This is a genomic window from Sphingobacterium spiritivorum, from assembly GCF_016725325.1.
Taxonomy (GTDB): domain Bacteria; phylum Bacteroidota; class Bacteroidia; order Sphingobacteriales; family Sphingobacteriaceae; genus Sphingobacterium.
Genome location: NZ_CP068083.1, coordinates 4,760,313 through 4,780,568, shown reverse-complemented (window position 1 = coordinate 4,780,568; position 20,256 = coordinate 4,760,313). Strand labels below are relative to the sequence as shown.

The 20,256-nt window shown below is 36.8% G+C and carries 20 protein-coding genes; 6 read left to right on the top strand and 14 right to left on the bottom strand.

Going from position 1 to position 20,256, the window contains the following annotated elements:
* Window positions 1-96 precede the first annotated feature (96 nt).
* On the top strand, window positions 97-906 hold the full coding sequence (gene ispE / locus I6J02_RS20095) for a 4-(cytidine 5'-diphospho)-2-C-methyl-D-erythritol kinase (RefSeq protein ID WP_201679541.1): 810 nt from the start codon (window positions 97-99) through the stop codon (window positions 904-906).
* 165 nt (window positions 907-1,071) lie between these two features.
* Here the strand turns inward: ispE and I6J02_RS20090 are convergent, their stop codons facing one another.
* The 9 genes from I6J02_RS20090 to I6J02_RS20050 form a co-directional block, all read right to left on the bottom strand.
* The gene (locus I6J02_RS20090) at window positions 1,072-2,004 is read right to left on the bottom strand and encodes a hypothetical protein (RefSeq protein ID WP_201679540.1); all 933 of its coding nucleotides are present in this window, start codon (window positions 2,002-2,004) and stop codon (window positions 1,072-1,074) included.
* 85 nt (window positions 2,005-2,089) lie between these two features.
* Window positions 2,090-2,563, bottom strand: coding sequence for a hypothetical protein (locus tag I6J02_RS20085; RefSeq protein WP_236582190.1), 474 nt, complete (start codon window positions 2,561-2,563; stop codon window positions 2,090-2,092).
* A 66-nt stretch (window positions 2,564-2,629) separates the two neighbouring features.
* Window positions 2,630-3,127 carry a PTS sugar transporter gene (locus I6J02_RS20080; protein ID WP_201679538.1) on the bottom strand — a complete coding sequence of 166 codons (498 nt, stop codon included), beginning with the start codon at window positions 3,125-3,127 and terminating at the stop codon, window positions 2,630-2,632.
* Window positions 3,128-3,146: 19 nt separating this feature from the next.
* Window positions 3,147-3,644, bottom strand: a complete 498-nt coding sequence (locus I6J02_RS20075) for a hypothetical protein (RefSeq protein WP_201679537.1) — start codon at window positions 3,642-3,644, stop codon at window positions 3,147-3,149.
* 42 nt (window positions 3,645-3,686) lie between these two features.
* Complete coding sequence (locus I6J02_RS20070) at window positions 3,687-4,184, bottom strand: PTS sugar transporter (RefSeq protein WP_201679536.1); 498 nt, start codon at window positions 4,182-4,184, stop codon at window positions 3,687-3,689.
* Between the two features lie 191 nt (window positions 4,185-4,375).
* A complete protein-coding gene (locus I6J02_RS20065; protein WP_201679535.1) occupies window positions 4,376-5,308 on the bottom strand; it encodes a hypothetical protein in 933 nt (310 codons plus the stop codon).
* Window positions 5,259-6,569, bottom strand: a complete 1,311-nt coding sequence (locus I6J02_RS20060; protein WP_201679534.1) for a hypothetical protein — start codon at window positions 6,567-6,569, stop codon at window positions 5,259-5,261. The genes I6J02_RS20065 and I6J02_RS20060 overlap by 50 nt, the downstream gene beginning before the upstream one ends.
* A 421-nt stretch (window positions 6,570-6,990) precedes the next feature.
* A complete protein-coding gene (locus I6J02_RS20055; RefSeq protein ID WP_201679533.1) occupies window positions 6,991-7,737 on the bottom strand; it encodes a TIGR00730 family Rossman fold protein in 747 nt (248 codons plus the stop codon).
* Window positions 7,738-7,745: 8 nt separating this feature from the next.
* A complete protein-coding gene (locus tag I6J02_RS20050) occupies window positions 7,746-8,591 on the bottom strand; it encodes an ATP cone domain-containing protein (protein WP_201679532.1) in 846 nt (281 codons plus the stop codon).
* 141 nt (window positions 8,592-8,732) lie between these two features.
* Here I6J02_RS20050 and I6J02_RS20045 point away from each other — a divergent pair, with 141 nt between their 5' ends.
* A complete protein-coding gene (locus I6J02_RS20045; RefSeq protein WP_002994663.1) occupies window positions 8,733-9,032 on the top strand; it encodes a DUF2892 domain-containing protein in 300 nt (99 codons plus the stop codon).
* Between the two features lie 109 nt (window positions 9,033-9,141).
* Here the strand turns inward: I6J02_RS20045 and I6J02_RS20040 are convergent, their stop codons facing one another.
* The 4 genes from I6J02_RS20040 to I6J02_RS20025 form a co-directional block, all read right to left on the bottom strand.
* The gene (locus I6J02_RS20040; RefSeq protein WP_201679531.1) at window positions 9,142-10,236 is read right to left on the bottom strand and encodes an EamA family transporter; all 1,095 of its coding nucleotides are present in this window, start codon (window positions 10,234-10,236) and stop codon (window positions 9,142-9,144) included.
* A gap of 27 nt (window positions 10,237-10,263) precedes the next feature.
* Entirely contained in the window at window positions 10,264-10,737 is a 474-nt protein-coding gene (locus I6J02_RS20035; RefSeq protein ID WP_002994666.1) for an Lrp/AsnC family transcriptional regulator, read from the bottom strand.
* 187 nt (window positions 10,738-10,924) lie between these two features.
* Window positions 10,925-12,790, bottom strand: a complete 1,866-nt coding sequence (locus tag I6J02_RS20030) for a CocE/NonD family hydrolase (RefSeq protein ID WP_201679530.1) — start codon at window positions 12,788-12,790, stop codon at window positions 10,925-10,927.
* Between the two features lie 52 nt (window positions 12,791-12,842).
* Window positions 12,843-13,373 carry an FUSC family protein gene (locus tag I6J02_RS20025; RefSeq protein WP_201679529.1) on the bottom strand — a complete coding sequence of 177 codons (531 nt, stop codon included), beginning with the start codon at window positions 13,371-13,373 and terminating at the stop codon, window positions 12,843-12,845.
* A gap of 213 nt (window positions 13,374-13,586) precedes the next feature.
* Between I6J02_RS20025 and I6J02_RS20020 the strand changes: the two genes are divergently transcribed.
* From I6J02_RS20020 to I6J02_RS20005, 4 genes are all read left to right on the top strand, one after another.
* Window positions 13,587-16,505 (top strand): FAD-binding and (Fe-S)-binding domain-containing protein, encoded by a 2,919-nt coding sequence (locus I6J02_RS20020; RefSeq protein WP_201679528.1) that lies wholly within the window; start codon window positions 13,587-13,589, stop codon window positions 16,503-16,505.
* A gap of 91 nt (window positions 16,506-16,596) precedes the next feature.
* The gene (locus tag I6J02_RS20015; RefSeq protein WP_201679527.1) at window positions 16,597-17,223 is read left to right on the top strand and encodes a hypothetical protein; all 627 of its coding nucleotides are present in this window, start codon (window positions 16,597-16,599) and stop codon (window positions 17,221-17,223) included.
* Window positions 17,224-17,311: 88 nt separating this feature from the next.
* Window positions 17,312-18,205, top strand: a complete 894-nt coding sequence (locus I6J02_RS20010) for a hypothetical protein (protein WP_201679526.1) — start codon at window positions 17,312-17,314, stop codon at window positions 18,203-18,205.
* Window positions 18,189-19,016, top strand: coding sequence for an alpha/beta hydrolase (locus I6J02_RS20005; protein WP_201679525.1), 828 nt, complete (start codon window positions 18,189-18,191; stop codon window positions 19,014-19,016). The genes I6J02_RS20010 and I6J02_RS20005 overlap by 17 nt, the downstream gene beginning before the upstream one ends.
* Before the next feature lie 459 nt (window positions 19,017-19,475).
* Here I6J02_RS20005 and I6J02_RS20000 read toward each other — a convergent pair whose 3' ends face one another.
* Complete coding sequence (locus tag I6J02_RS20000; protein ID WP_201679524.1) at window positions 19,476-20,156, bottom strand: DUF2490 domain-containing protein; 681 nt, start codon at window positions 20,154-20,156, stop codon at window positions 19,476-19,478.
* Window positions 20,157-20,256 lie beyond the last annotated feature (100 nt).

Sequence of the window (20,256 nt, the reverse complement as noted above, 5' to 3'; positions counted from 1 at the left end):
TTGATTTTAATTCAGTAAAATTTTATTTTTTATAGTTTGTCTATTTAATACAGTAACCACCTTCAAAACATTTAAAATATTTCCTAATTTCGTTCTATGATTACATTTCCTAATGCGAAGATCAATATAGGTTTGCACATTGTAGAAAAACGTGCTGACGGGTATCATAATCTGGAAACCGTATTTTATCCTTTGCCCGTATATGATGTTCTGGAGTTTGTGGAAGCGAAACAAAAAACTGCTTTACATACATCAGGTATACATATTCCGGAAGGAGGGACGAACCTTTGCCTGAAAGCATTCGATCTGTTAAAGGAGAATTTTCAACTTCCTGAGCTGGAAATTTATTTACATAAGCATATTCCTATCGGAGCAGGATTGGGAGGTGGATCTGCGGATGCTGCTTTTTTTCTCAAATCTGTAAATGATAGCTTTGGGCTGAAATTAACAACGGCGCAGTTGTGTGATTATGCAGCCGGATTAGGTGCCGACTGTCCGTTTTTTATCGAAAATAAACCTGTTTACGCTTATGATATCGGCACTTCCTTTGAACCGGTTGAACTGGATCTGAGTTCGTATTATATCGTTATGATAAAGCCTGATATACATATCTCTACAGCAGAGGCTTATGCAAACGTTTCTCCACAGGTATCAGACGTGAATCTCAAAGAAGCTGTACGTCTGCCCGTACAGGAATGGAAATTCTTGATCGGTAATGATTTTGAAGACGGTCTGTTTGAAAGATATCCTTTAATAAAATCCCTGAAAGAAGCGTGTTATGAGTCGGGAGCACTTTATGCATCTATGTCCGGTTCAGGATCAGCTGTATATGCAATTTTCAAAGAGAAGGTTAATGTAGATCATCTGCAGCAATTCGGACACGTGTATTACCCGACCATATTGTAATATCATTGCTTGAAATTAAAATTTCTGCTGGAGGTACATCTGTAAGAACTTCCTCAGGAAAAGAGTTTTATAGTCCAGGAGCTGCAGGCGTAAAGAATAAAGTCGGCAGTTCCTGTAATAATTGATTTTTTTTATTATCTTATTTTTCTGAATTTCAGAGTGTTATTACTTATATTGTTCAGCAAGCATTACTTTTTCTTCTCTAATGTTATTCTTAAAATCTAAGGTTGTCATACTCAGTTTTTGTCGATAATAATAGAAGTAAAAGTCAAAAGAGCCTCCAACGATTCCTTTATCAGGTATATAGATAAACCGGTCAATTCCTTTTTCCCAATTTATATTATCACTGACTTCATTCCAAGGTTGAAAAGTCCAAAACTGGTATGCATCTCTTCCTTTAATATGAGATTTCTTTGATAGATAAAAACGCTCAATATTATTATTAATTAAATGTTTAGGATTTGAACGTGGGCCAATTGGCAGGTCAGTATCATTATAAAAGTTCTTGTATACATTTTGCATATCTTTTACTGTAATTAATGCCTGATTAATGTCAATCACACTTTTGGGAATATTAAACTCATTGGGAAAATCTGTAATATAAAATATCTGTAGAGTTCCAATTGCAGATTTAAAATACTTATCTCCTTTCTTTAGAATAATACCATAGTTTTCAGGTGTTTTTAGTCGATTTTCATAATAAAGAAATCTACCTCCAAGTGTTAAAAGTTTGTCAAAACTTAGCAAATTAAAGTGGTCTGGAAATTTGTCAAATGAAACCCATTGTTCATCCGAATTTAATGTAGGAAAGACGGTGAATAAGAATACGTAGTTAGTTCTGTTTCTTGCAAACTCAGGATTTTCTTTAGAATCTTCTATATACTTCGGTATTACATTAAAAAGATAGACAGAATCATTAATGCCGTAAATATCACGAGTAGATAAAGAAAAACGACTTACCGAGTACTCTTCCGCTACTGAATCAAGGTCTATTAAAAAGTTGGTCTGTTGAGCCAGTGCCGTAATGGAAAATAAACTTATAAAGATACTAATCAGGACATTTTTGACCACTTCTGTTTTGTGTTGCATTTTTTTCATTTTTATAGCTTAAAAGTACTTTGACCTAATCAATAAAAAGATTTTACATAAATAAAAGTCAGAGTATTCTTGTCATATTTACTGATTAATCGTAGTGAACTTGTCCCACATAATTTTTGATATAAACTTCCGGATATATATTAATATTTCCTTCTAATTCTTCTCCGGAAAAATGTAGAAGATTTAACCGGTCGTTTGGGAGAATGACAGATTTGCAGCCGTTAATATATTGTATGTCAATATGTATAGGGATGAGTACAGAGTTGTTACTGGGTTCAATTTTAACGATGTCGTTATACACACTTTTAAAATCTAATTTGTCTTTTATTCTAAATATTTCATTTACAAATTGTGGAAATGCACTATCTGAAAATTTAATATGATCTATATCTCCGTTACTTTTAAACTGGACAAACATCATTGTAAAAATAGGTATGCAACGTTTAGCTAACTGGTTCGGATATTTGAAATTTGTATTAAGACTATTATAAAAACTGTCGAATCCCTCATGTTTCGTAATATTTTGAGCAGAGGTATTATTCGTATATATGAGTATCATTAGTGTTGTAATAATACTCTTTATGTTAAAAAATAAAATGTGTTTCACACAAGTAATTTAAACTGTTTAGAAAGAATTTGCAGGATCAATCAGATATAAGGTCTTGTACAGATAATAATTGCCTGAAATTTGCTGTCCTTGAAAAAGATAAAGTTTTTTAAGTGATTCTTCACCTACAATTGATAAACATCCATTATCACCTTTCTGATCTGCATCAATCTGTATAGGTATCAAAATATTTCTGTTTTCAGTATTGTTGTTGCTTACTGTTTTATATATACTTTTAAAATCCAACTTATCTTTTATTCTAAGCATTTCGTTAACAAATGGGAGAAGAGCACTATCTGAAAATTTTATTGCTGTCACATTGCCATCAGTTGAGAAATGAATAAACATAAGTGTCAATGTTGGTATACAGTTTTTATTCAGTTCTGGCGGATATTTGAAGTTTAGAACAAAGCTTCGTTTAAATTCTGCAAAATTCGAATCTTTATTTGGTTGTTGGGCATAGCTTCCCTTTAAAAATAGTAGGAAAGCAACTAATAATAGAATAATTCCTTTCATAAACTCAACGGTTACTATATTAATAGTTGGGTATCCCAACAAAATTTTTGAAATAAATTCCCGGATACATAAAATAATTACCCGTTAATCTTTCTCCTGAAAACTTAAATAAATCTACTATGTCCTGCGGTATGATAGTAGATTTGCATCCTCCTATCTGTTCAGTATCAATATGTATAGGAATTAATACAACATCATTATTTCTGTTTATATCAACCAGATCATTATAAATGCTTTTAAAGTTCAAATTATTTTTTATTCTAATAACTTCACTTACAAATTGTGGAAATGCACTATCTGAAAATTGTATTGAATCTATATTTCCTGTTTTTCCAAACTTGATCATCATTACAGTATATACTGGAATACACCTCTTGGACAGCTGTTGAGGATATTTAAAATAGGTGTTAAAGCTCTTGTAAAATGCTTCGTAACCTTTGTAATCATTATTTTTTTGAGCTGAAATAGACGTATTTAAAAAATTAAGTGTAAAGAATAGTAGAATTATATTTTTCATAAAGAATCGAGTTGTTGAAATAAATACTTTTGTTTGTATTCCTCAGTTTAATACAACTGCATTGATAATATAAAGACCAGAGTATAAATAATAATTTCCTGATATTGGCTTCCCTGAGAAATTATAGAGATTTTTAAGATCCGAAGCAATGATATTAGATGCACACCCTAAAGGTCCGGTTTTTTCAGATTCTATAAATATGGGAATGACAACTACTTTATTCTCTTGATTTATATTAATAATGTCATTAAATACACTTTTAAAGTCTATTTTATCTTTTACTTTAAAAAACTCATCTTTAAATTGGTCAAGTACACTATCTGAAAACTCAATTAAGTCAACACTTCCATCATTACGAAATGTAACCATCATTAAAGTTACAGTTGAAATACATCTATCTTCTAATTGAAAAGGATATTTAAAATTCTTAGAAAAACTGCGATTAAACTCAGCAAAACCAGGATTAAGATCCTTTTGTTGAGAAACTGCATAATTTATTAGAAGGGTCATAGCAAGTAAGGATATGATTGTTTTTTTCATTATAATTTTACTATTTCTTTAAAACATTTATTGTGCTCTGGATATGGTCTTAAAAAACGTTTTGTGAAAATTGGCTCTACATAATAACATTAAGAAAGTAATAAATGCAATTAGTATTAAATTATAGAATTAGATCAATTTCTTGACAGGATCGGTATATTAATGATGTTAAGATATCTGATGCAACACTATTACTTATATTGTTCAGCAAGCATTACTTTTTCTTCTCTAATGTTATTCTTAAAATCCAGAGTTGTCATACCCAGTTTTTTTCGATGATAGTAGAAGTAAAAGTCAAAAGAACCTCCAACGATTCCTTGGTCAGGTATATAGATAAACCGATCAATTCCCTGCTCCCAACTTTCTCCATGACTTACTTCATATCTGGGCTTGAAGGTCCAAAACTGATATGCATCCATATTCTTAATCCTAAATTTCCCTGACAGGTAGAAACGCTCTAATCCAATATTATCAAATCCTTGAAAAGAAACATTTGGAAATATTGGTAAATCCCTCCCTTTATAATTTGTTTCGTATATTTTCTCCATATCTTTTATCGATATTGGTTGTTGATTAATATTAATCACATTAGCAGGAACATTAAATGCACTTGGATAATTATTCAGATAAAATGTCTGCATATAAGATATGTTTGATTTGTAATATTTCTGACCTTTCTTTATAAGTATTCCATACCGATCAGGCATTTTTGGTTCATTTTTTAATTTAATATTTGATGGTCCATCTGCTAAAAGCTGCTTAAAACTTAGAATATTAATATGATGAGGGAATTTTTCATATGTTGTCCATTGTTCATCCGAATTTAATGTTGGGAAGACAGCAAACAAGAAGAGATATTTTATTCTGTTTCTTGCAAACTCCGGATTCTCTCTGGGATTTTCTATATATTTTGGCATTATATTAAAAAGATAGACAGAATCATTAGTGCCGTAAATATCACGAGTAGATAGAGAAAAACGGCTTACGGAGTACTCTTCTGCTACTGAATCAAGGTCTATTAAAAAGTTGGTCTGTTGAGCCAGTGCCGTAATGGAAAATAAACTTATAAAGATACTAATCAGCACATTTTTGACCACTTCTGTTTTGTGTTGCATTTTTCTCATTTTGATTAATTTGTAATTCTGTATTATTTATTTCCACTATTCCTAATTTTGCCAAAGCTTCAGCTTTTTCAGGTGGAAAGTTCGGATTAAAGCTCAAAATTGCCTGTTTAATTGTATACATGATATTAATCATATCAGAATGATTTTGAACAGCTTTATATTTTGTAACTCCCGCTACATCATAAGGATGAATAGTGGGATAACGAAGACCAAAATTCTGTGGATCAGCAATTGCTTCACCAAAAAAGAAAGCGTGAATCATTTCATGATACATAGTGGCTAGAATATATTCCTGTGTTGCATTTCTTAATAATGTAGAATCCAAACTTACTGTGTATTGTTGTTCTTCAGCATCAGGATTTCCCCTGTATGCTTTCCCATCTATGTTTGGATTTTTAAAATCGTATGCATTGAAATTAACATTAAATTCACTGCCTCCAAATAGTTGATTCATTCTTGCTGCAATATCGGTTTTCAAATTTGGCAGAAGCTTTAATATATTTTTTGCACATGGATAATCATCTAAGTCGTCTGTGACTTTATCTTCTTCATTTTGTTCGCCTGTATCACCACCACCTATTGGTGGGTTAGTCGGGTAATAATCACCTGGATTGGGTGGTGGATCATCGTAAATTCCACCATCACCGTCATCAATTTCATCCGTATCTGTACAGGAGATCTGATTGAGCTGTCCGTTCACATAAGCATATACACATTTCTTTCCTGCTGCCATTTTGACTAAAGAGCCCATACTTTTATTATACTTCTCGATAGCAGTTACATTCGTCTGATCCAGATTTTTAATATTTTCTCCTTTACTAAAGGTAGCTATTTTTGTGCTGTTTGACAGAATAGATGAAGAGATAATCGTTCCTGAAAACGCTTTCTTTGTTTCTACAGGGATAAAAGTCAGCAGCAAATATCTCCATTCTTTCCGACTGTTTTTGAATGCTTTGATCCATACCTGATCCTGTAGTGAAATCACGGTGTCCCCGAGTGGATATGAAAGCTCATCCAATACATTTACCTTGATGTAAGCCGTATCCGTACTTCTCCATACAATCTTGCTCCATTTAATAGAAGTTCTAAAGTTTGGATTCAGAAAGTAGATATCCTTTTCATTGTATCCGGTTTTTTGTTCAAAATCCAGTTTAAGAGATTGTGAGTTTTCTATTTGAGGACTTAATTCCAGTAGCTGATCTTGTCTACACCCATACATACAGGCCAGGAAACTAAAAATGAGTATTAATTTAGCTTTCATAATTAAATAGGTTTTTAATAGTTGTCATCAAATGTATCTTTATTGAATTGAAATAAAAAAAATATCGACAACTATCGTATAACCTCAGGTTATAATTATGAAAATTTATGTGAAAATGATGGTAATACGATGAAAGAGTTCTTATTAGCTTTTAAATGGAATACGAGTAGCTGATAATGACTATTTACGAGTAAAAATATTTGTAAACTACGAAATTCAAGAGAAGATGATATTATCAACTTATACAATGGCATATTCTTGCCAACTAAGAAAACGTGTGATATTGTATTATCCGAAAGCCGTTTTTCTCTCTTTGTTAAGGATAGATCCCGATTTTATCAGGAGAAAGATTGAAAAATGAAATATAGAATATTCATATAAGGTACGGGCATTATACTCGTACCTTATAGCATGCTTTTGATTAAGCCTGTTTTTTCAGATTCTTTTCGCCAAGTACCCAGCTTGCTTTTTTAGGAGGTTGTAATTTCAGTATACGGCTTTCTTCTGCATGTCTTCTGATATGACTTATAGCCTCATCGATATCGTCCGTAAATAAGATTAATTCCTGATCATCAGGGCTGATTGTGCCTGCCAATGCCATCGTCGCAATGTGCTCCTGAACATGCCGGTGATATTCCAGTCCCATAATTACGATGGGGAACTTTTTTATTTTACCTGTTTGGATCAGGGTTATAGTTTCAAAAAGTTCATCCAGTGTGCCAAATCCTCCCGGTAGTGTGATAATACCAAATGAATATTTGCGAAGAAGCTCTTTCCGAACAAAAAAATACTCAATATTGATATACTTATCCAGGTAAGGATTAGGATGTTGCTCGTGCGGAAGTACAATATTACAACCTACAGAAGGGCCGCCCGCATCTCTTGCTCCCCGGTTAGCAGCTTCCATTATTCCCGGTCCTCCACCTGTCATGATCGTAAATCCCAATCTGGAAACTTCTGCTGATACCTTTCTGGCTAATGCATAATAGGGATGATCTTCCTTAAACCTGGCAGATCCGAATACTGTAATGCAGGGCCCGATAAAATGAAGGGCACGGAATCCTTTAATAAACTGATATACAACTCCGCCTACATATTTGAGTTCCCGCCATCTGCTGCGGGCTCCTTCCATAAACTTCTGTTCCTCTTTTAAAAATATATTCTTCATATACGGCATTAATGCTCCGTTTCCACCGGACTGTTCACAAGTTCGTTTGCTTCTTTCAGGATTTTTTTAGCTTTTTCAGGATTTACATGTATACTTTGCAGAATACTGGGATTATCAAGTAATTCTTTGACCAGTATACATTGATTTTTGAGTAACATCCCTTTTTCACTGTCGCTCAGACAGGTTAGACAGGTCACCGGATACAGTCCGTTGTCATCTACACGTACTTTGATACTGCTGTTCTTAGGATAATTCCAGGAAAGCAGATTCATCTTGTAATATTCTCCGAAATCCGTAGAATCTGATGTGAAATATGCATTTGTGACAAGCCATCCTTCAGTAAAAGTATATTCACCGCCAAAGAAACTAAAAGGAAGATTACTGATATCTTTGACTCTTGACATAAAATACATAGGTGTAGTGACCGAAATTTTGGCTTCAATATCATTTCTGAATTTGCATTCTACAGCCAGCATTTTATCTCCTTTGAGCGCTACTACATCTATTTCATGTGTCACAGCATGTCCCTGTACTGTCTGACCGTTAATACTTTTGTATCCTTCATCTGCAAAGAGACGGGCGATCCATTTTTCAAAATAAAAACCTTCAGGACCTAATTCACGCAATGCCTTTTTGAGACTATATCGTGCAGCATAAGAATCTCTTTGATTTTTGAGTAGATCAAAAGCAAGTTTATATAATTCTTTAGTGGATATGCCATCATAAAGATTTTGCTGAATAAATTGAAATACGTTTTCTACATCCTGGTCACTTGCACCTGATCTGGAGAGAGATTGTTTTAGACTATTTGGTTCGAAGGGAACTAACTCTCCCGAATGTTTTTTTACCTGCATAAAGTGTTCTGTTGTATACTGATCGTCAGGACCCTTAAAGTCCTAAGCGGTATGGCTTGAAAAATTTAACTAAATTTTAGGATTTTCCTCAAAACATAAAATAAGACTATTTGTTATAAAGTTATAATAAAGGAGCAAATTATGAGCAATATATTGAATTTAGCTTTAGAAAAAGTCAAGGATAAACTGGACACAGGTTGTGTTGATGGAAATGTCGGCAATTCAGAGCGTGTTCTGTCTGTAGTAGCAGGAGGGTTTATTCTTGGTATCGGTATTCGTAATATTTTCAAAAGCCCGTTGACCGGATTTTCTACATTGACCTTGGGCGGAGCTCTGGTTTGGAGAGGAGTAACCGGTAAATGTGTAGTGAAAGATACGATAGCAAAAGCTACAGGTGAACAGGATGTCACTGTAATAGAGCATCGCTATTTTGTGAAATAATACCGTCAGGATCCGGAGAGAGATCCGCAAGCGCTATAAACAACAAAGCCATTGCAAATCTGCAATGGCTTTGTTGTTATACTATAAAATAACATCACTTATTTTATATCTAAAGAATTGCTTCTGAAGTTCTTTTGTCAGATTCTACATCCTGTATACGAATGCTCTCTTTAGGAGCAATGACAGATTTTCTTCTAAAACCTTTGTTACGTATTGCTACTACTGTAGTATTATCTTTATACAGATTCCAGTTCATCAATAATACACTGATCAGTACGACAACTAATCCAGAAATCTGCAGACTGGTCACCACATGATCAGAGAAAAAGTAGGTAAGGATTACAGCTACGATAGGATTGACATAAGCATACGTACTCACTTCAGTAGCCGGTCTGACCTGCAGTAACCAGATGTATGAGCTGAATGCCAGAATAGATCCGAATACAATCAGATACGCTAATGCCCACCAGTTGGCGGTAGTTACAGTAGTGTAATCAAAGCCCGCATATTCGCCATTGCTCAATCCTACGATCGTAAACATTACCCCGGCAATCACCATTTGCCATGCTGTCTTGACCATGACATGAAGATCTTCTTTCTGATCTGATGGCTGATCGGCAGATTTGTTTTCCTTTTTTACACTGTACTTAGAGTATAATGAACCTACGGTCCAGGATATCGATCCTACTACCATCGCAATCATAGCCAGTACGCGGACTGTTTTTTGAGAAGAACCATCGGAAATCATCAATTGTTCACCAAATAACATGACCACACCCAGAAATCCCAGAAAAAGACCTACAATAGTAGGAACACTGGTAAAATTTTCTTTCCATTTGGATTTGTCCAATAGTACAAACCATATAGCTGCAGCAGCAGACATAATGGCTACTATTCCACTGGATATATGCTGTTCTGCCCAGATAACAGCAGCCATATCAATAAATAAGAGTAAAAATCCGACAACCAATGCGTCACGTACAGCTTTCTTTTGAAAGAGTTTGTACCCCTTGATTTTGCAGTAGCTCATTAAAATAACACTGGCTGTTATAAAACGTAATGATCCTAATACAAACGGAGGGAAGCTATGAAGCGCCTTTTCAATGAAGAAAAACGTAGATCCCCATACAATATACACGACTGCATAAGCTGCGATGACCATCGCGCCATGGTTTGATTTTTTTAATGTTGCATTTGCCTGCATGATAAATACCTCCTTTATTTACTCCTGTTATTCAGGAATAACCACTTTTTGTTCTTCTTTGACCGTTTGTAAAACGATCGTAGTGCGGGTAGAAATAATTCCGTCGATCTTCGAAAAAGTATTACGCATTAAATCGACAAGACCAGAAGAGTCATTTGTTCTTACCTTAATCAGGTATCCGTCATCTCCGGCGATATCATGTACTTCCTGTACTTCAGGTATTTCAGCAAGTAATATGCCTACACCTTGTTCACCGATAATGTCATTTGCCTTGATAAAGATAAAAGACAACAATTTTTGATCTACAGCAGCGGGATTGATCTTAGCATTGTATTGTAAGATAATATTCTTTTGTTCCAGCTTCTTTACACGTTCCAGAATCGCGGAAGGAGCCATGCCCAGTTCTCGCGCAATATCTGCATTGTTTGTACGTGCATTGTCCTGCATAATACGCAGGATCTGAAGGTCAATCTGATCTAAATTATATTCTACTTTTGCCATTCTGGTGCAAAGGTAAGTATTATTGAATAATATTCAAAATATTGTATGTAATTATGAATAAAATTCTGACATTAAAATTATGTTAAGAATATTATGCGGAGTTGGTTTGGTTTTAATACTGATTTAAATAGCTCTTAAATAGCTAATAGGTTCATTTTTAATTCTGTATATGCAGATGCCGGTGCCGTCAATTATTCAGCACCGGTAATGTGATATACGAACTGTTATGTACATCATGAAAAATACGTTGTGTAGCCTTCTGAAAATCCTGAGGTTCGGCCTCATAGATATTCATAAATTTCTGTGGGTTTCTATCTGCTAAAGGGAACCATGAATTTTGGATCTGTATCATGATACGGTGTCCTTTTTTGAATGTATGGCCAACATCCGGCAACGTATAATTGACTTTTGTGATCTGTTCCGGAACGAAAGCTTCCGGTTTAGAGAAGTCATTGCGGTATTTACCTCTCAGTATCTCTCCTCTGACCAGCATCTGATAACCGGCCATCATCGTATTTTTATTATTCGGACTATCCTCCGGATAGACGTCAATCAGTTTTACCACATAATCGGCATCAGTTCCGGTAGTGGATACAACCAGATTAGCGATTACCGGTCCGGTCAACGTCATATCTTCAGAAAGGGCATCCGTCTGATAGGTCATGACATCCGGTCGGGTAGAGGCAAATCGCTGATCATCCACCATATATTCCCGTGAACGGCTATCCCATACACCCGCCTGAAAGGGAACCGGATTATTCGGATCACTTACATATTCGTCCCAGCTATCTGTACGTTGTACTTTATCAAAGGATAATTTTCCATTTGGATGCAGATAGAGATTTCTTTGCTGTGTTTCTTTAGGAGGCCATGAATTAAATTTTTTCCATTCATTACTGCCCGAAAGGAAGATGTTGGCTTCAGCTGCATTGAAATTTCCCTGACCCTTTAAATAGTATTCGAAAAATGGCAGTTCCAGTTCTTCCTGATAATGGATACTGGTCTTTTGATCAAATTGAATATCTCCAAAGGAACTGCCATCACCTCTGACCCAGCCGCCGTGAAACCAGGGGCCCATGACCAGTATATTGTTATTCTTTTTGTTTTGCTGCTCTATAGATTGGTATGTTTTGAATGCTCCGTAAGCATCCTCTGCATCAAAAAAACCGCCTACGACCATTACAGCAGGCTGCACATTAGTAAGGTGAGGGGTAATCAGTCTGCTCTTCCAGAACTGATCATAATCCGGATGTGCAAACAGATCATTCCAGAATTTGATGCTATCGGCAAAATACTTATTTTTCAGATTCTTGACAGTTCCTGCGTTCAGATAAAACCGGTATTGATCTTTGATTGGAAATTCAAATCCCTTAGGCCCTTTGTCCGGAGTAATCGGATGTGGGCGAGGTACGCCAAAAGTAGACATAAAGCGGAAGGCATCCATCAGGAATAAAGCGCCGCCGTGATGAAAGTCATCTCCGATATACCAATCTGTCACAGGCGCCTGAGGCGAAACAGCTTTCAGTGCAGGATGTGCATTCACAAGTGAAGCTGTAGAGTAGAATCCAGGATAGGAAATACCATATACTCCTGCCTTCCCATTATTATTTTTAATGTTTTTGACCAGCCAGTCAATAGTGTCGTAGGTATCTGTACTCTCATCGATGTCTTTCTTGGACGTATATTTACTTTGCTGTGGTCTGACGTCTTCAAAAGTTCCTTCACTCATCCATTTACCCCTGACATCCTGATAGACAAATATATATCCCTTGCGCATCATAGCTGGAAAATTGCCAAGTGTTTTTTTATACTGATCTGCTCCGTATGGAGAAACGGTATACGGTGTTCTGTTTATCAGGAAGGGATATTTGTTATTTGTATCTTTAGGAATATAGATGGCCGTAAACAATTTTACCCCGTCCCGCATCGGTATAAGCTGCTCAATCTTGGTATAATGCTCACGTACATAAGCCGAGTCTGTCAATATATCCTGAGCGATTACATGAATATAAAGGGCAATAAAAGAAAATAAAAAAGTCGCTTTTAATTTCATAAGGAATAGATTATGAGATTAAAAGTAGGAAGAATCGTAAAAATATCAAAAATCAATCGGTATTTATGTCTGTTTCCCGGACAAGATTAAGTTTACGCCGAAGCTTGTTAATAAAGTAAGAAGTCACTAAAGTGACCATTAAACCAATAAAACAGCCCATTCCTACGGATAAAAACCGTTCAAAGGCGCTGAAGTAACTATGTTGTTGCTGTTCATGTACAAGTACGATGATCAGTGCTACCATAGAGGTTCTGGCCACATTAAGAATATTGAAGAGCCTGCAGACAATAATAGACAGAAGAATACCTGTCAGCATCATGAAAACCTGATGTACAGGAATGAAATAACAAAATAAACCGATAACGGATCCGATAAAATTAGATTTAAACCGCTCAATAGCCAGCTTTTTGGCATCCTTCTCCTCAGGAGAAATAACCAGTACAACAGAAATCAACATCCAGTAAAGTTCTTTTTCAGGGAATTTCCAGTAGATATAGTATCCTATTCCAAATCCTATCAAACAGCGGAGAGCATATATGATAAGATCTGAACCTAAGCTGTAACGTAGTAGTTTTTCTTTCATATTCTATTCAAAGGTATCAGTGCGTATCCTACGGCACAAATATAAAATGTATTTAAAGGAGGAATATGAATAATTTTATGTTTATTATGCAAGTTTTTGCGTTTTTTAGTTTTAGTTAGGAAAAATTACGCATAAATTAGCATTATCTTTAAGTCTTACACTTTAGAACTTTTGTTAGTAGCTTTGTGAGCTACCTTTTTTAATTTATTAAACGTGGAAAGTATACAATCACTAGACCATTTGAGTGATCTTCTTAACGGAGACCTTTATTATAATGATACTGCACAGCACCGGACTATTCGTATAGCTTATGCTACAGATGCATCTGTTTATCAGGAGTTGCCGCTGGCTGTAGCGATTCCGAAGAATGTGCATGATCTGCACTTGCTTATGAGTTATGCTACTGCCATGGCCATCACACTTATTCCGAGAACTGCAGGTACTTCTTTGGCAGGACAAGTGGTGGGCAAAGGAATTGTCGTTGATATGTCTAAGCACTTTACACGCATCCTCGAATTGAATACCGAAGAGAAATGGGTGAGGGTGGAGCCGGGCGTGATCCGGGATGACCTGAATGCATACCTGAAACCATTCGGATTAATGTTCGGCCCGGAAACTTCCACGGCCAGCAGAGCGATGGTAGGGGGAATGATAGGAAACAATTCAAGCGGACTTCATTCTATAGTATGGGGAGATACACGACAAAACCTGTTGTCTGCAAAGGTGATTCTGGATGATCAGTCAGAAGTGACATTCGAATCGCTGGATGAAGGGAACTATTTTAAAAAGTTGATTCAAAAAGATCGGGAAGGGGAAATATACAGACGGATAAATGATATTCTTACAGATGAAAAGAACCTGCAGGCCATTGATAAAGGATATCCTAAAAGATCATTGACCAGGCGTAATACAGGTTATGCGCTTGATATGCTTTCGGATAAAAGCCAACCCTTTAATATGTGTAAGCTGCTGGCCGGATCTGAAGGTACACTGGCAGTCGTTACAGAAGCAAAGTTGAATCTTATGCCACTGCCTCCCCCTGAATTGGGATTGTTATGTGTACATTTTGAAGATATGGTGGAATGTATGCATGGTAACGTAGTCGCACTTTCACACCACCCTGAAGCATCCGAGCTGGTAGATAAGTATATCATGGATTTTACAGTCGGCCATCCGACCTATCAGCACAATCGCTTCTTTATCGAAGGAGATCCGCAGGCTTTATTAATTGTAGAGTTCAGGGGAGATACAGCCGAAGAAGTAGCACAAAAAGCTTTGTCGCTTAAAGAAGAACTGATTTCAAAAGGATTGGGATATGCTTATCCATATGTGACAGGACCACAGACAGATCTGGTTTGGGATGTTCGCAAAGCCGGACTGGGACTGATCCGTAACCTGCCTGGAGATAGTCAGCCTGTCAATCTGATCGAAGATTGTGCCGTATCACCGGAAGATTTGCCTGCATATGTGACGGATATTCAGAAGTTATTAGAGGAAGAAGCGGTCCACGCTTCCTACTATGCACATGCCGGAGCAGGAGAATTACACATAGAACCATTTGTCAATCTGAAGACTGCAGAAGGAAAGAAAACATTCAGAAGGATACTGGAACGTACCAGTGATCTGATACTTAAATATAACGGTTCGCTAAGTGGGGAACATGGTGACGGACGGCTGAGAGGAGAATTCATAGGTAAAGTTTTAGGTGAGGAAGTTTATGCTTTATTAGAGCAGGTCAAGCAGATATTTGACCCCAGAGGTATTTTCAATGCAAATAAAATTGTCAATACACCGCCTATGGATACGCATCTTCGCTATGATAATAATGATAACCGTACCGAGATCAAGACATACTTTGATTTTAGTAAAGACGAAAGCATACTGAGACTGGCTGAGAAATGTTCGGGTTCCGGAGACTGTCGTAAAACAGAGATTACCGGAGGTACCATGTGTCCTTCTTTTATGGCGACACGAAGAGAAAAGGATACGACACGTGCACGTGCAAATGTATTGCGGCAATTTCTTACGAATTCTACGCAAACCAACCGGTTTGACCACGAAGAGCTCAAGGAAGTTATGGATCTTTGTCTGAGCTGTAAAGGATGTAAGACAGAATGCCCTTCTAGCGTAGATGTTGCAAAAATGAAAGCAGAGTTTCTGCAGCATTATTATGATGCAAACGGTTCCTCTTTCCGTACAAAGCTGATTGCGAATTTCACCAAATCCCAGCAACTGGGGGTAGCGGTGGCACCATTGTATAATCTGGTAGTCAAAAGTGATTTACTTTCAGGGATAGTAAAGCGTGTTGTCGGTTTTGCACCTCAACGATCACTTCCTACAGTAGGAGGTACGACATTGAGTTCCTGGGTGAAAAAGCAATCTTACAGCAGCAGTTCTAAAAGAAAAGTATATCTTTTCAGTGACGAGTTTACAGAATACAATGATGTGGAAATAGGGAAAACAGCCTACAAACTGCTGGTTGCATTAGGTTATGAAGTAATCGTTCCCAAGCATGTAGAGAGCGGCCGTACCTATCTGTCTAAAGGATTTGTAAAAGATGCAAAAGTACTGGCAAACCGGAATGTCTCCCTGCTCAAAGATATTATCTCTGAAGCTACCCCTTTGCTAGGTGTAGAACCATCCGGTATAATCACCTTTAGGGATGAGTATCCTTCCCTGGTGGATGTTGAACTAAGACCTGCAGCTCATGAATTGGGAAAAAATGCCCTTATGATTGATGAATTTCTGGTTCGGGAGATTGAGGCAGGACGTATTCATAAAGAACAGTTTACAGCAGCGTCCAAAAAGATAAAATTGCATGGACATTGTTATCAGAAAGCATTTAAGCTTGTAAAAGCTACTGAAACCTTGCTTTCTTTCCCGCAAAACTATGAGGTAGAAGTGATCCCATCCGGATGCTGTGGAATGGCTGGTTCATTTGGTTACGAAAAGGAGCATTACGAAGTTTCTATGCAGGTCGGGGAATTGGTATTGCTGCCGGAAGTGCGTAAAACAGATGCATCTACTCTCATTGCAGCAGCAGGTACTTCATGCAGGCATCAGATCAAAGATGGTACAGCAAGAAAATCCTATCATCCGGTAGAGATCTTATACGATGCATTAATCAAATAATTTTTTGTTCATATGACAAATGAAAAACAAAATGAATATCTTGGTGTTTTACAGTAAAAAGTAATTAATTGTTAAATCAATATTAATCAATATGAACGTTATAAAAAGTTTATTTGGCATTAGTGTTCTGGCATTAGCTGTTGCATGTGGTGACTCCGCTAATAAATCCAAAGATGGTACTAAATCAGGAGAGATTGCTCTTCATCAGCTGGCGGATTCAACAGATGCAAAGAAACATTTCTATTTTACAATTAAGGAAGACGGTACATCGGATTCATCTGTTTTTTATGTAGCTAAAGGCTTGTATAATACGGATACGGTAGGACTTCGTCTGGAAGTTTTATCTGATATTCAACCGGGAATCAATGCAGATGGTACACCTAATGAGGATAATGGATTCCGAAAAGGTGCTATCAAGATTTTTTCATTGGGAGCTCAATCAGATGCTTTTGTAAAAAGTGCAGCTCATCTGTTCAAAATACCGGAAAGCAAGCCTATGTTGAGTTCTCCGATATTACCTACTGTATTTTCATCTAATAAAGGCAAAGTCGATCTGACTAAAAACGGAACATATAGCTTCAAATTATTCTTTGATATTCCGAATGACAAACAAGCTGAAGTGTTTGCAGTAATAGATACCTACAAAAATTCATTTGAGATTACAGAAAAGGATTCTACATTTCGTACACAATTCTTAAAAGCCTTTACTGGTGAATAAAGGTTTTGGAATGATATAAATCAGGGAAGGGATGCCATAAGGTATCCCTTCTTTTTATAGTTGATTTTTAAATTCTTATATTGGATATATGCATTTTCGTTTCCTGATTCTGATTCTTGTGTTTTTTAAGTGTGGTCTGATAGAGGGGCAACAGTCACCTGTACAGATCAATCGAAGCACTCTTGGAAAACTTACAGATTCCAGAATGCAGGAAGCATCAGGTTTGGTTGCCTCCTCTGTTAACAGACAGCATTTCTGGACACACAATGATAGCGGAGACGAAGGACGTATATTCTTAATCGATAATAAAGCTCAACTTCGTGTAATTTACACATTAGAAGGTGTAGATGCTGTAGATTGTGAAGATATCGCATGGCTGAAAATTGGCGGAGAACCTTATCTGTTGCTGGCAGATATTGGTGATAACTTAGCGCACAGATCTTCTGTCTCTTTATATCTGTTTAAAGAACCTAAGGCTGATACTTCCAGGCTTGTACATGTTATTCCTAAAGAAGAGATCCGTCACATTCAATTGCATTATCCCGATAAGGCCAGAGATGCTGAAGCCATTATTGTGCTTCCGGAAAACAATCAGATTATGATCTTTTCAAAGCGCGATTTCCGAACGGGTATTTATGTTTCCGATGTGTTGGGAGATTCCTTGAAAAATAAAAACCAACTGCGAAAAGTTGGCGAGCTTCCTTTTAATTTTATTACTGCAGCAGACATTTCCCGTGACGGACGTCAATTGATTATGAAAAATCTGATGAATGTCTATTACTGGAGGCTGGATTCTGCTACTGGAGTCGTGGAGAACATGAGTAAACCATTTGTAAAACTTCCATACAGTCCCGAACCTCAGGGTGAAGCTATTGCATTTGACGTGGAAGGCACTTGTTTTTATACGCTTAGTGAACAACCTTTTGGTTTAAGTTCTTATCTTTATCAATATAAATTCTACATCTATGACCAAAATCCTTAAACACATTTTGTGGACGACTTTACTTCTTACTTTTTGTCAGTTGACATATGCCGCTCAGGTAGATACATTAGACATTCAGAGTGTACGTATGAATAAGAAAATTAAAACGGTCGTAATCCTTCCTGATAATTATCAAAAAAGTACATCCCTTCCCGTATTGTATCTGTTGCACGGCTGGTCAGGTAGTTACAGTAACTGGGTAAACAAAGTTCCCCATATCAAACAACTGGTCGATCGTTACAATTATATTGTAGTGTGTCCGGATGGAGGATATGACAGCTGGTATTGGGATACCGAAGGTCAGCCAAACTATCAATATGAAACATTTGTATCCGGTGAACTGGTCAGTGAGATAGACCGTAAGTATCCGACCTGTAAAGACCGTTCCGGCAGAGGTATTACAGGATTAAGTATGGGTGGACATGGTGCTCTTTCTCTGGCATTTAAACATCAGGATGTTTATGGTGCTGCAGGCAGTACTTCAGGTGGAGTAGATATCCTGCCATTTGCAAATAACTGGAGTATAAGAGAGCGTATAGGTATTCAGGCACAAAATCCGGAAGAATGGAGAAAAAGATCAGTTATTGAAATGACGCATCTGCTTACTCCGGGAAGCCTGAAATTGTTTATCGACTGCGGTTACGGAGATTTTTTCTACCCTGTAAATGTCAGGTTGCATGAAAAGTTACAATACCTTAATATCGAACATCATTTCCTTACATTACCAGGAAAACACGATTGGAAGTACTGGTCGCAGTCTATTGATTACCAGATGGCCTTCTTTAATCAGTTCTTCCATCAGGAAATTTAATTATTTTGTCTGATATGAATAAATAATTTGCTGATTTAAATAATAGTATGCATATTTGTGACAGAGAAACCATACTAATTACATTATAAACTTATTCAAAGCCAGGCCTTACTCCGTTAAGGCCTGGTTTTTTTATTATAACCTCTTTTTTAAATGGGAGGTGATATTGGTTTTGTAGAAGCGTTACTATAACTTTTCTCTCCTTTTCAAGGAGAGATGCCCGAAGGGCAGAGAGGTTTCCCTTATAAAAGAGAGGGAAGAGCTTTCCCGATGATAAGTATTCTTGATCGCGTCTGTCGGTGTTCTCACCGGCAGTATGATAATTCTGGTTTTATCATTTGGCGGGGACGCCAAATGACGCTGTTTTGAAGGTTGCTCTAACTTTTCTCTCCTTTTCAAGGAGAGATGCCTGAAAGGCAGAGAGGTTACATGTTTTTCTAAGTAGGATCAAAATAATATTTAATTTGCGAAAATATTGGAAGTAAGCATCCTTATCTGTAATAGATTACGTTTCCTTTCTCCAAAATGCTGATTGAGCAGACCTGCTTCCAGTCTTATTTTCGGACTTACAACATAACCAAGAGCGCCATAGAGCCTGTTTTGATCAAAAGCATCTTTTTTCATGTTGATAAATACTTCATTATAGGCACTGAAATACAACGTTTGGGGTTTCATTTCCGGTGAAGAAAGCGGGACATTGACGCTTAGAAAATAGCGCATCCGCAAATCGGTACGGTTTCGTAAAAAGCGCTGTTCAAAACGGTATCGGTGACTAAGCGCTACTCTTCCAAACTTTTGTTTAGTGAGAAATTGCTGATAAATCCGGTGTTCAGAAATCTGTTCCGGAAGCAGGCCGTCTATATCCTGCAGCACATAAGCGTATCCGAGTAAAAGATTATTGTTGTTTTCCGAGAGATCGTATCCTACCCCTGATCTTAAAAGCAACTGATCGAGATCGCCCATTATATTTTGATTCCGGTACTGAAAGTCATAACTCAATACCCATCGTTTAGCTATCTTTTCATCACCCATAAGGATATACCATGCTCCCAGATCTTCCGAAGACGCAGATTGTGCAGCTGATGGTGTCGCACTAAACATGAGGAGTAAAACTGAAACTGCAGTAAATATAGTTTTCATAGTGTTGTAGCTAAAGAATGGCAATAGTCAACACCAAAAATAAAATAATCCATGAATAACCTATTTACTGCCGAAGAATGATATGGAATTGTTACATCTC